11 protein-coding genes are annotated in these 12,272 nt (G+C 47.5%); 7 read left to right on the forward strand and 4 right to left on the reverse strand.

The genetic code is table 11. The features are described 5' to 3' along the window. From WBA89_RS05535 to WBA89_RS05560, 6 genes are all read left to right on the forward strand, one after another. Nucleotides 1–236 (forward strand): YceD family protein (locus tag WBA89_RS05535; protein ID WP_424404535.1); only part of this gene is annotated, 236 nt, incomplete at its 5' end. 434 nt (nucleotides 237–670) lie between these two features. Next, nucleotides 671–2,179 (forward strand): AAA family ATPase, encoded by a 1,509-nt coding sequence (locus WBA89_RS05540; protein WP_424404537.1) that lies wholly within the window; start codon nucleotides 671–673, stop codon nucleotides 2,177–2,179. An 83-nt stretch (nucleotides 2,180–2,262) separates the two neighbouring features. Next, a complete protein-coding gene (locus WBA89_RS05545; RefSeq protein ID WP_424404539.1) occupies nucleotides 2,263–2,724 on the forward strand; it encodes an SH3 domain-containing protein in 462 nt (153 codons plus the stop codon). Nucleotides 2,725–3,370: 646 nt separating this feature from the next. Continuing rightward, the gene (locus WBA89_RS05550) at nucleotides 3,371–3,547 is read left to right on the forward strand and encodes a hypothetical protein (protein WP_194010918.1); all 177 of its coding nucleotides are present in this window, start codon (nucleotides 3,371–3,373) and stop codon (nucleotides 3,545–3,547) included. A gap of 268 nt (nucleotides 3,548–3,815) precedes the next feature. Then, entirely contained in the window at nucleotides 3,816–6,749 is a 2,934-nt protein-coding gene (locus tag WBA89_RS05555; protein WP_424404541.1) for a filamentous hemagglutinin N-terminal domain-containing protein, read from the forward strand. After that, a complete protein-coding gene (locus tag WBA89_RS05560; protein ID WP_424404553.1) occupies nucleotides 6,734–6,976 on the forward strand; it encodes a hypothetical protein in 243 nt (80 codons plus the stop codon). The genes WBA89_RS05555 and WBA89_RS05560 overlap by 16 nt, the downstream gene beginning before the upstream one ends. Before the next feature lie 310 nt (nucleotides 6,977–7,286). Here WBA89_RS05560 and WBA89_RS05565 read toward each other — a convergent pair whose 3' ends face one another. Continuing rightward, on the reverse strand, nucleotides 7,287–7,445 hold the full coding sequence (locus WBA89_RS05565) for a hypothetical protein (RefSeq protein WP_424404543.1): 159 nt from the start codon (nucleotides 7,443–7,445) through the stop codon (nucleotides 7,287–7,289). Nucleotides 7,446–7,951: 506 nt separating this feature from the next. On the opposite strand from WBA89_RS05565, the gene WBA89_RS05570 reads away from it, so the two are divergent. Continuing rightward, on the forward strand, nucleotides 7,952–9,142 hold the full coding sequence (locus WBA89_RS05570) for a peptidoglycan-binding domain-containing protein (RefSeq protein WP_424404545.1): 1,191 nt from the start codon (nucleotides 7,952–7,954) through the stop codon (nucleotides 9,140–9,142). Nucleotides 9,143–9,341: 199 nt separating this feature from the next. Here the strand turns inward: WBA89_RS05570 and WBA89_RS05575 are convergent, their stop codons facing one another. The 3 genes from WBA89_RS05575 to WBA89_RS05585 form a co-directional block, all read right to left on the reverse strand. Beyond that, nucleotides 9,342–9,869: a transcriptional repressor gene (locus tag WBA89_RS05575; protein ID WP_424404547.1), complete on the reverse strand. Its 528-nt coding sequence runs from the start codon at nucleotides 9,867–9,869 to the stop codon at nucleotides 9,342–9,344. Between the two features lie 237 nt (nucleotides 9,870–10,106). Continuing rightward, entirely contained in the window at nucleotides 10,107–11,375 is a 1,269-nt protein-coding gene (gene sigC, locus WBA89_RS05580) for an RNA polymerase sigma factor SigC (protein WP_424404549.1), read from the reverse strand. A gap of 472 nt (nucleotides 11,376–11,847) precedes the next feature. Further along, entirely contained in the window at nucleotides 11,848–12,135 is a 288-nt protein-coding gene (locus tag WBA89_RS05585; RefSeq protein ID WP_424404551.1) for a hypothetical protein, read from the reverse strand. Nucleotides 12,136–12,272 lie beyond the last annotated feature (137 nt).

Raw genomic sequence — 12,272 nt, forward strand, 5'->3', positions numbered from 1 at the left:
GAGAATTTGAAGTTGATTTAGAAGATTTGGTGGAAAATTTGTCGCCTGCAGGCTATTTTTCTCCGAGTGACTGGGTGTACCAGCAAATGTGTTTGGAACTGCCGCACAAACAGCTATGCGATAGTGACTGTCCGGGAATAGATTTAAATGATGATGGTGCAGAGACAGAAAGCTCACAAACATTATCTGACAGTCGCTGGGCATCTCTGGCAGCGCTTAAGCGGCAATTGCCTTAGTCAGTTGACAGGAAAGCAGTTGACAGGAAAGCAGTTGGCAGGAAAGCAGTTGGCAGTTGGCAATAGTTAATAGTCAAGAGTCATTAGCTAATGAAGTATTTGAGTTTTGCTTTTACGCGCGAGTGCGATCGTCCTAGATCGCACTCAAACAAAAAATATTTTTACTCTCCGAAACAAATGCTTTCATAGCTAACCAGTAACTGTGGAATAACGAGTGCCAAAAAAACAACACCAGCTAGCCACCAATGACTAATGAGATCGTACCCGGTCGATTACAATAACAAAAACGGTTCGCAGTGTGAAATTTAGTCCGAATTATTTTCCATTCTAAAGTCCACACAACTCCAATTTTAGAGAGGTCAATCTACCGGACAGGATATAACAAATAACAAATAACAAATAACAAATAACAAATAACAAATAACAAATAACTAATGACTATTTTTAGCGACGAGTTTGAACTGCTGCTACGATCGCGCTACCCCCTAATTTATATTCCCACACGGGAAGAAGAGCGCGTCGAAGTGGCGATCGCCCAATGCGCCAAAAAACAGGGTGCTCGCGCCGTCTACATCTGGGATTTTGTTGACGGCTACCAAGGCAATCCCAACGATGCCGGTTTTGGCAAGCGCAACCCGCTGCAAGCTTTAGAATTTCTCGAAAAATTGCCGGCATCAGCGCCGGCGATCTTTATTTTGAGAGACTTTCAGCGGTTTTTGGAAGATGTTTCGATTTCCCGCAAGCTGCGGAATTTGGCGAGACTCCTCAAATCGATGCCCAAAAATATTGTCATCGTCTCTCCCATAACTTCGATCCCCGAAGACCTCAGCGAAGTAATCACAGTTTTGGAGTTTCCCCTGCCTGCTGCTGCGGAAATCAAAATTGAGGTGGAAAGACTGTTAGGGGCTACCGGACAAGCCATAGAAGGGCGTTTGCTGGACGAAACGGTGCGCTCCTGTCAAGGTCTGTCGATCGAACGAATCCGGCGAGTTTTGGCAAAGGCGATCGCCACCAGAGGCGAACTGCACCCAGACGACGCGGAACTGATTTTAGAAGAAAAGCGCCAAACCATCCGCCAAACTCAAATTCTCGATTTTTACCCGGCCCGCGAAAACATCTCGGATATCGGCGGTTTGGACAATCTCAAAGAATGGCTGCTGCGGCGCGGCGGTGCTTTTTCCGAACGAGCCCGCCAATACGGTTTGCCGCATCCCAGAGGCTTGTTGTTAGTCGGAATTCAAGGAACAGGCAAATCCTTAACTGCAAAGGCGATCGCCCACCACTGGCATTTACCCTTGCTGCGATTGGATGTCGGGCGCTTATTTGCCGGATTAGTCGGCGAATCGGAATCGCGCACCAGACAAATGATTCAGCTAGCGGAAGCCTTGGCCCCTTGCGTGCTGTGGATTGACGAGATTGATAAAGGCTTTGCAGGATTGGATGGTAAAGGCGATTCCGGGACAACCAGCCGCGTGTTCGGGACTTTTATTACTTGGCTGGCCGAAAAAACTTCACCGGTTTTTGTAGTCGCCACGGCCAACAACATCCAGTCTTTGCCGCCGGAAATGCTCAGAAAAGGCAGGTTTGACGAAATATTTTTTGTGGGTTTACCCAGCCAGGAGGAACGGCGGGCGATTTTTGAGGTACATTTGTTGCGGTTGCGATCGCACAGTATCAAAAATTATGATTTAGAGCGCTTGGCTTACGAAACTCCCGATTTTTCGGGTGCCGAAATCGAGCAAACTTTGATTGAAGCAATGCACATCGGCTTTAGTCAAAATCGAGACTTTACCACAGATGATATTTTAGAATCAGCTAGTCAGATGGTGCCCTTAGCCAGAACGGCTCAAGAACAAATCCAATTTTTGCAAGATTGGGCTGCTGCTGGGAAAGCTCGCCTTGCTTCTAGATACGGCAGTTTGAGCCGCCGGATTCAGGGATAGTCGATCGAAACCAGTAGCAAGTCAACAGTCAACAGTCAACAGTCAGCAGTCAACAGTCAACAGTCAACAGTCAACAGTCAGCAATGAACAGTGTATATAGCGTTTTCAAGTTTTTAGTGGGTTTTCTGCTAGCGATCGTCCTCATGGCAGGCGCTAGCGTGGCGGCTGCACTTTACTTTGCCGCTAAGCTAACTACTGTGCCCGAAAAACCGATGTTTTCCAACGACAAAACAGCAGTTCAGGTTGCCGGCGCAAAACCCAAGTCAACAGCGCAAGCTAGCCCTGTTTCTACATCTAGCGATGAGCAGTCTCCGAAACCCTTAGAACCGGGAGCTTACCGAGCTGTAGTAACTCAGCCGATCGGCTTAATTCTCCGGGACAGCGGCAGCCGAGACTCGAACCGCATTGGCGGTGTTGGTTTCAAGGAAAAAGTCGTGGTTTTGGAAGATTCCCCGGACAAAGAGTGGCAGCGAATTCGGATTGAGGATGGTGATCGCGAAGGTTGGGTTAAGGGCGGCAATACCGAAAAAGTTGAGGGCGAATAAGTTATCCCGCATCTGGCGCTGTGTTTTTCTGGCGGGCGGCACACCCCACAACAATTTCATCAAACTTGACTGTAAAATTTAGATGCGCCTGGGCTTAGAACTCAGACAAAAAATATACTTATCTCACGATCGGGACAGGGAAGCATCGCAGCGTACAGGTTGTTCGCCAACGCCGGGTTTTTCCTGTATCTTGTCTCAAATAGCTACATACACATCGAGCGCAAGAAGTCAAGTTATACCAATTTCATAAAGTAGCGCTAGATATTACCCCCCCAACCCCCCCTTATTTCGGGGGGGAGTGGGGGGGGTAGTACCACATATGAAAGAAAAATGGTATTAAATTTATTTGCACTATTTGGGATGGCAGTCTCAGACGCTGAGACTGTAAGTGCGATCGCCCCTACAACATCCTGAATTTGACATCAAATCCCAGCGGCGAAAAGGTTTCTCCACCAAAAATGGCACAGAGAAACTAAAAAATTCATAAGTAAAAATTATCTTATCGATGAGAATATGTTAAGAAAATTAGCAAAAGTTTAAGCTTAGTTGCAAAACTGAGGGGCGAGTCACCGCAGCAGGAGCAAGAGTGATAGCTTTGATCCCAAGAAGTAATTTTTCAGCTTAACAGCTACCAAAAATAAAAAATATGTACGACAAACGTCCCGATCGAGATTTGGCGACTGCTGCTGTAACTGCGGCATTAGGAGCTGGAGTTGTTACCTCTTTTGCAGTCAGCAGAGGACAAAACCCGCTGGTAGCTTTGGCAATTACTGTTTTTGCGGCGGGAGTAGCTTTGATTTGCGATCGGTTCGGCTTAATTTAACCGCCAGCCACTGATTTTTTAACAAACAAATTGACCGTAATTCCAGTAAGGGCGGGCTGTTTCATTCTTTGTAGGGGCCGTGCCCCCGTGCCGGCCCGATTGGCCTCAAACGCCAATTCGATTGTCGGTGAGGGGTAGGCATTCTTGGTATTACCCCTACCTCATCCTCGTTTTTTTGAAGAATGAAACAGCTCTGCCTGTAAGGGCGGGCAAACCTGCCAATAGCTGCTTATACTGTTACTCAACTGCTATCTGGAAAAGTTCAACTATGCCCCCCTTCTCTGCCACTCTATTGTTTGCTTTATTGTGGCTATTTCCCACTGGCGCGATCGCTCAAATCATCCCCGATCGCACTCTGGGAACAGAAAACTCCCGCCCAGTATCCGACACCATCAATAACCTACCATCCGATCGCATAGAAGGCGGTGCAACTCGCGGTGTTAATCTTTTTCACAGTTTCCGCGAATTCAACATCGGTGAAGGCAGAGGAGCATATTTTACCAACCCTAACGGCATTGCCAACATTTTTACCCGCGTCACAGGTGGCAATCCTTCCAATATTTTAGGACCATTAGGAGTACAAGGAAACGCCAACTTATTTTTTCTAAATCCGCAAGGAATTATCTTCGGCCCGAATGCTCGATTAGATTTGCGCGGGTCATTTATCGGCTCAAGTGCTGATAGCATTGTGTTTAATAACGGGTTTGAATTCAGCAGCGCCAACTCCAGTACCGTGCCATTATTAGCAATTAATATTCCTGTGGGTTTGAGATTTAGAGAAAATCCAGGCACAATTGTCAACACTTCCCAAGCAATCGGCCCCACACCAACCTTACCGCCACTACCCATAGAAATTCCTGTTTCTAACAAACTCGGTTTAGCAGTAGACCCCGCTCAAACTTTAGGATTAATTGGAGGTGAAATTCAACTAAACGGCGGCAATTTAACAGCTTATAGCGGACAAATTCTTCTGGGAAGTGTAAAAATTCCCGGTTTAGTGCAATTTGAACCAACAGCTTTAGGTCTGAATTTAAACTACAGCAATATTCAGAATTTCGGCAATATTGAAATGAACGGTGCGTTGATAAATACTAGCGGATTAGGAGGTGGAAAAATTGACATCAGAGGTTCAAACGTCACCGTCAGCAATTCGGGAATTTATGGATTGACACTGGGAAATATTGATGGCAGAAGTATTGACATCAATGCCCAAAACTTGCGAGTAGATAAAGGGTCGCAAATTCTCACCGCGACACTGGGAGAGGGGAACGGGAGCGATTTCAACATCCGTGCTACTGACTCCGTAGAAATGAGCGGGCTGGGAATTGAAGGCTATCAGCGGATTTACAGCCAATATCTAGCCTCTGGAGCGTTCAACCCTTTTGACCCGCAAATTGTTCTGAGTGCTGGTACTGCTGGCAGCGGAGCCGCCGGAGAGATTAACATTGATACCGGACGGCTGCTGCTGCGCGATGGGGTACTGGGCGGTACAGTCACTTTTAGTGCTGGAAATAGCGGAAATCTGAATATCCGCGCTAACACCGTGGAACTGGTCAGTTCAGCGCTCAGCAGCGGCACAAATCGCGGAAGTATTGGCTCTGCCGGAAGCATAAGTGTTGAGGCTCAACGGTTAATCATGCGCGATGGCTCCAATCTCGTCACTATCAGCCGCAGCGATGGAGCATCGGGGAATATCGCAATTAAAGCGAATGAATCTGTAGAATTGTCGGGGATTCTGCCTGGAAGTACGGCGCAAACTGTCCTCGGCACTAACTCTTTTGATGGGAATGGGAAATCTGGGGATATTACGATCGACACTAAGCGACTGACTGTTTCTGAGGGAGCGGCAATTGCTTTATCGACGGGTGCGATTATTGGTGAAAATGTGTTTTCTACCAGTGGGGGGCCAGGAGGAACTTTAACTATCAGAGCTTCCGAATCGATAGAAGTGACCGGTGTGTCAGCAGTTTTGGGGAATGCGGGCTACGTGGCGAGTAATCTTGGCACTCAAACTACAAGCTCTGGCCGGGGTGGAGATATCAACCTCTCAACGCCTATGCTCACTGTGCGGAATGGGGGGAATATTTCTGCGGCTTCTTTGAGTGCAGCAGATGCGGGAGATATTACAATTAATGCCGATCGCACAGAAGTGCAAGGTATTGGGAGTAACGGTCGGTTGAGGAGTGGAATTGAGGCTTCGGCTGGTAAGGCGTTTAGTCTTGTCAATCCCAACGCTACGGGGAATGCGGGCTCGTTGAATCTGAATGTTAATCAATTAATTGTCCGGGATGGGGCAACGGTGAATGTTCAGTCTTTAGGAACGGGAAGGGCTGGCAATATTAATGTTGTAGCCAACTCGATCGCCCTAGATAATCAAGCCAGCATTGACGGTACAACAGTATCCGGTACTGGGGCAAATATCAACATCCAAGCGCAATCCATCCAGTTGCGGCGCAATAGCAGAATTACTACCGATGCAGGTGTTTCTGACGGCGGAAATATCAGAATCAATAGCAAGATTCTCGCTACTGTCCCCAAAGAAAATAATGATATCACTGCTAATGCTCGGACAGCTATGGGCGGACAAGTTACAGTCAATGTACCGAATATCTTTGGTTTTACGAGCGTTAATCGGGAACAAGCTAGAAGCCGTTTAGGATTAACCGACGCTGAATTTGCCACGTTACAAGTGAATCCAACTTCTTTAATTCCTGATAGCGATATCGCCGCTATTTCTCAACAGGCGGGCCCGGATTTGCAAGGGGCTGTAACGTTTAGTATTTCGGGTGTGAATCCGGCACAAGGATTGGTAGAATTACCCCAAAATGTTGTCGATTCAACGACTTTAATTGCCGCCAATCCCTGCATACAAGGCCAAGAGAATGAGTTTAGTATTACTGGTAAAGGAGGAGTACCGCCCTCTCCTAATGATGTGCTCAGCAGCGATTATAGCCAGTTTCATTGGGTGGAACCGAGTGCAGTCGGGAGTTCGAGAACGAATGCGGTAACGGATTTAGCGGAGAGATTGCCGGCGGGTGGCACGGGCGATGGGTTTGTTGGCGGACATTCTTCAACAGAAGTCATCCCCGCTCGAGGTTGGGTGATGGACGATCGAGGCCAAGTAATGCTTGTAGGGTACAATTCAACGGCTCAAGTTCTGCAGCGATTGAGGCCAGCTTTGCCTGTTTGCAGGCCGCGCTGAAATTCGATCGCCTAAAACACCGCAATTCGTTCGTGTTTGCTGTTTCACTTCTTAGAAAGTGGTTGCTGTTGACTGTTGACTGTTGGCTGTTGACTGTTGGCTGTTGGCTGTTGGCTGTTGGCTGTTGGCTGTTGGCTGTTAAGAAGGGCGGGCCCGCACCATCCACCGCCCCTACTGACTGCTGGCTGTTGGCTGTTGGCTGTTGGCTGCTGACTGTTGAGTGTTAACTGTTGACTCGATTGTATTATTCCGATGCAAGCGGAAACGATATTACTTGTCGGTGCGATCGAACTTAGGAATGAAAATTTAATAACTTAAGCGATTGCTCGTTACCAGGAAGAGCCTGGTAATGCAGATCCGGAGGCTCTGCCTCCTTTGAGGAAAGCAACTTACAGGAGAGAAGAGTGTAGGAGGTGTTTAAGTTATTAAGTTTTCGATCCTTAGAATGGAACAGGAGAAAGCGAATACTTTTTTAGCGCAGTCTTTTACGGTTAATTAATTGACGCTGCGAGGGCTAAAGGTGCGGGGATTTTTGATTCACGCGATCGATACCAAATCCGAGTTTGCTATCCCTTTATCTTCTGATTCTTCTGTTTCCTTTTCTATTGGCGCTTTTTGCGTCTTCCCGGTTCGACCGTAAAGGGGATATGTTACCCGGATTTGAGATGATTTGCCGATCGAGAATTGCTTCGACATCAGTAGCAGTCATTTCTTCCTAAGCGATCGCAAGTTTCATCCTTTTTTGTCAGGAACTTTCTGCTTGCAGTTTTCGTAGAGTAGAATTGGGAAATTGCAAACCGCGATCGATCGATCTGCAACGCACTGTCGGCCGCTGCTGTTGAATTCGCCAAACCGGAATTGTTTAGCTAAGATGGTACTATATTTGTTGAGGTTAAACTGGTTGACTTTTTCGCGTTGCGTCCCCAGGCTAAGTGCTTTGTTGCCGCTGAACTATACTGTCTTTATTTCTTCACCGACAGCATTAAATTATTCTCGCTTTCCGCAGGCAATAAACTTGAAAAACCAGCATGAATTCGACCTCCGAGACAATCTTTCTATGCTAGAAGTTGTGAAGTAAAAGCACTGGAGATTTTACAAAGATTTACAGAACGATCTCTGCCTTTGTTGGATCGGTTAAACTTGAGCTTGAGAAAAGCCGTCCTTTTAGAACGGGGTTTTAAACCCAGTTTTTTGATAAAATTATGGAATCCCTCGCCTACATCGAACTTGCCCTGGTTTCGGAAGCACCAGCTTCACCTCAAATTTTTGCAGGCATAAAATGCCGGCACTTATCTAGCCAGACTTACATCCGCTTGCTGTCTCTGATTTTAATGCTGTCGGTTTTGAGCGCTGCCGGTTCGGCATTAGCTCAAATAGATCCGGGAAATCCCAATGTGCGATCGGTTCAAGATAGGTTGCGGGATCTGGGATATTTCAACAGAACTTCCACCGGTCAACTCGGCCCTGTTACTCAACGAGCTCTGACAGACTTTCAACGAGATTACGGACTGTCTCTGACTGGAAGACCCGATCGAGCTACGGCGATCGCCCTCAACAGTTTAGCTGCTGACGATCGACCTTTTCAAACTATTTATACAAACTATACCGAGCTGCGTTACGGAGACACGGGCGCAGATGTTTCGGCTCTCCAGCGCAGGTTGCAGCAGCTAGGCTACTTCAGCGCGCATCCCACAGGGAATTTTAGCCGAGTTACTCTCAATGCGGTGAGACACTTCCAGCGAATCAATCGGCTGCGGGTGACAGGAGTTGCAGACAGGCAAACTTTAGCTTTGCTGTTTGGCTCTACCAGCCCGATTCCCCCCGCTAAGCTTCCGGGGAATATTTCGGGAAATGGCGGTTGCAAGGGGCTGCGGTTTGGGGACAGAGGCGCGACGGTAGATTTGATCCAGCGGCAGTTAAAAGCTTTGGGCTATTTTGAAGGCGACATTGACGGCAAGTTTCGGGAACGCACTCTCTACGCTGTGACTCGTTTTCAGCAAGATTACAATCTGGTTTCTGACGGCTGCGCTGACACTGCTACTTTGGTGGCGATAGATGCCAGGATGAGGGCAGCTCAAACTACTTTATATCCTGGGGAAAATTACGAGCAGAGTAATACCGGAGATTTTCTGGAGTTGGGTGCCACAGGTCAAGATGTTGAACTTGTGCAGCGGCGGCTGCAAGAATTGGGTTATTACAGGAGCCAGATTCACGGTTGGTTCGATCGACCAACTCAGATAGCTTTGATCCGGTTTCAGAAAGATAGAGGGCTGTTCGGCACTGGAAGGGTCGATCGCAGCACTCGATCGGCTTTGCGGCACGCTAACACTCAGGCGGCGGCGCCTGTCCGGCAAGTCGTCGCGGGTCTGCAGCGGGGTAATGCTCGGCAGTAGTGTCCGACAGTTCAGAGGGCGATCGAGAGTCTGGGCAAAAACCCCGACTCGATCGAGTATTTGGAGCCGAGACTGAAGCTGTCGGTGCTGCCGTTTCAGCAAAAAACTAGGCTTCGGCGCAAGTGCGATCGCACTTGCGCCGGGGTTTTTTGTTAATTATTGTAACAATCTGTACTTCAAACGCGAAAATAGTGTAGCTTCACTCGATTGAATCCAAAGCGTTGCTGGTGTTCTGGGCGATCGACTTCGGACAAGACCAATTGCTCGAAACCAAAGACGGCCATCCCATCCGCAAAGCTTCGTGGCAAACCGTATGAATAGTTAGCTGGCAGTCTAGCAAGTGCAATCCAGACTTTTCAGATTGTTTCATGCCAATTTTTAAAATCGAATCGTTGTTAAACTCGATCGTTCTGTTGCACTGAACGCAGACTAAGTGGTGGTGGTGGTGCGGATAAGGCTGGTTTATTTCATAGTGTTTGTGACCTTCTGCTAGTTCGAGTTCCCGGAGAAGGCTCATCCTTGCCATTAACTTTAAAGTTCGGTAAATGGTAGACAAGCTAATGTTTTCTCCGCGATTTTTTAACAAAGTGTACAAATCCTCGGCACTCAGGTGATTGCCTTTGGGGAGGTTCTGAAACACGTGCAAGATGGTTTCCCGTTGGGGAGTCATCCGCCACCCTTTGTCATTGAGTTCGGATTTAAATGAAGACGCGGTGTAAAGTGCCATCGTGACCCTCTCAAGAAAGTCTGCCTATTGACAATCATACACAACGATCGAGCTATTTTGCAAATATCGGAGCTTATTGAAAAAAGGTTGAGGAAAAAATTGAGTTTTTGATATTTTTCGATCGCCAACAGGTCAGAAACCCCTAGACAGAGGACAGGGAAAGTTTAGAAGCAAATAATCATAACTTCTGCCTTCTATCTAGATCCAGGGACTGAAAGTAAATGCACGCCCACTAATTTAATTGAGAGACTCCAGATAGTCGCGGACGCGGTTGCGGCGCTTCGGTTGACGGAGTTTTTGCAAAGCCTTAGCTTCAATTTGGCGGACTCGCTCGCGGGACAAGTCCAGAGCGCGACCGATTTCTGCCAGCGAGTAGGGGTGTCCGTCGCCCAAACCAAAGCGCATCAAAATTACATCTCGTTCGCGGCTGGTCAAATCTGCCAAAAGTTGCTGCAAGTCGCGGTGCAGAGCTTCTCGCATCAGCATTTCTTCTGGGGAGATGCTGTCGGTTTCGAGCAAGTCGCCCAATTCTGTATCTTTTTCGTTGCCCACTTTAGTTTCCAGAGAAACAGAGCGCGGGACTCGCAGCAAAACTTCTCGGACTTGGGATGGTGTCATTTCCAGCTCGATCGCGATATCTTCGATCGTCGCTGTCCGACCTTTTTCTTGAGAAATTTTGCGCTGGGCCTTCTTGATTTTGTTAAGTTTTTCGGTGATGTGGACGGGGAGGCGGATGGTGCGGCTTTGAGTAGCTATCGCCCGCGTAATTCCCTGCCGAATCCACCAGTAGGCATAAGTGCTAAACCGATAGCCCCGCATCGGGTCGAACTTTTCGACTGCTCGCTCCAGTCCGAGAGTACCTTCTTGTATTAAATCCAGCAATTCTAAACCGCGATTTTGATATTTTTTCGCCACCGAAACCACCAGGCGCAGGTTCGCCTTAATCATGTGGTCTTTCGCTTCGATGCCTTCTGCTTGAATTTTTTCGATCGCCTCCACCGACATCTCTGCTAATTCTGCCCACTGGCGCTTGCCTTCGGACATAATTCGCTTCAGTTCGGGCACGTCGCCGACACCCGCAGTTAGTGCCCAGCGTTCCAGCGAAGGTTTGTGTCCCAACTGTGCAGACAGGCGATCGCGCACCTCGATTAACTGCACGAAGCGCCCAATTAGCCCTTCTTCCTGGGAGGCTACGGTATTACGCAATTCCAGCAGTTTGATATAGCGCTGGACTTTTTGAGCTTCTGACACTTCTTCGTCTCTACCCAAGAGACGAACCCGACCGATTTCTTGTAAGTACAGGCGCACTAAATCTGTCGTGCGGCGGCTGGCATTTTTTTGCAATTTGGATGCTGCGTCTGCATCTTCAGCCTCTGCAGCGCGTTGGTCGATGAGTTCGTCCCCTGCTTCTTCAGCATCTTCATCCAACACATCTACATTTTGCAAGGGATTTACTCGCAGTTGTTCGTCGAATTCAGCTTCAGCGTAAAAAGAGGTGGCTGGCATAGTGATTTTCTCAGTTGCTCCGGGTGAAAAGATGCTACGCTTAGCGGTTATTTATAATTATGATGCCCGCTTTGTTAGGACGAAGCATCACCGCTTTTTGTTTCTTTACTAACTTTCCTGACTTTTTGCTGTTGGAGAGAGCGAACTTTGGCGGCCCCACTTCTTTTAGCAAGATTCAGGAAAACGCTAAGAACTTTCTGATGTAACAGGTTGAAGACCCGAAAAGTGCGTTGTACTTCTTTGTTTATATAGCTAGTATAGATAGTTACTGGCTAAAAACAAGTGACGTTCGTCAGAAGTTAAGTTAATCTTCATCACCAATAACCTGGTTCCCGATCACTTCGGAAAATTAGCGACTTTTTTAATAAAACTTTATATAACTCGGCGCTCTTGATTGAACACCCGCAGTTGGCGGAAGTTAAATCCGTTACAGGTTATGAGCTTCGGAGTTTGTCCCCTCTGCGTTACCGAGTTAGTCGCTGACACAAAAATCGGGTTTCCTGAGAAAAATCGCGGATTTAAACCCAGAAGTTTGAGGGAAAAACCGAGTCGATCGATATTTTGGGCGTAAGTTGGGAGTTTGATCCGGTAACAAGCCGATATTTTTTTTGCTGTTTGCTGCTGCTTGCGGTTTCACCTCACCGTCTCGCATCAGCATCAAAAACCGGATTTTTGCAATCACCCACACAGAAAGCGCAGGTTTTTTGCTGTTGTCCGGTTGCGGTATTGTAGTTTTGCTGGACGCACGGGCGACAATCACTTTGATTTTTCGGCGTTGCTGATTCTAAATATGAATCAACTTTTCGCTTGATGTTACAAAGCTCAGCATACTTGGCTTATAGCAATTGGGAAATCTTGAATTCATATTTGTATTCAGCAACGCCAGATTTAACATCT

This window comes from Microcoleus sp. (genome assembly GCF_049646505.1).
Lineage (GTDB): Bacteria > Cyanobacteriota > Cyanobacteriia > Cyanobacteriales > Microcoleaceae > Microcoleus.

Bases quoted from the DNA above. Each gene is read 5' to 3' on its own strand.
- WBA89_RS05575 (WP_424404547.1), bottom strand. From the start codon at position 9,869: ATGGCACTTTACACCGCGTCTTCATTTAAATCCGAACTCAATGACAAA.
- WBA89_RS05570 (WP_424404545.1), top strand. From the start codon at position 7,952: ATGGAATCCCTCGCCTACATCGAACTTGCCCTGGTTTCGGAAGCACCA.
- WBA89_RS05565 (WP_424404543.1), bottom strand. From the start codon at position 7,445: ATGTCGAAGCAATTCTCGATCGGCAAATCATCTCAAATCCGGGTAACA.
- sigC (WP_424404549.1), bottom strand. From the start codon at position 11,375: ATGCCAGCCACCTCTTTTTACGCTGAAGCTGAATTCGACGAACAACTG.
- WBA89_RS05545 (WP_424404539.1), top strand. From the start codon at position 2,263: ATGAACAGTGTATATAGCGTTTTCAAGTTTTTAGTGGGTTTTCTGCTA.
- WBA89_RS05540 (WP_424404537.1), top strand. From the start codon at position 671: ATGACTATTTTTAGCGACGAGTTTGAACTGCTGCTACGATCGCGCTAC.
- WBA89_RS05550 (WP_194010918.1), top strand. From the start codon at position 3,371: ATGTACGACAAACGTCCCGATCGAGATTTGGCGACTGCTGCTGTAACT.
- WBA89_RS05555 (WP_424404541.1), top strand. From the start codon at position 3,816: ATGCCCCCCTTCTCTGCCACTCTATTGTTTGCTTTATTGTGGCTATTT.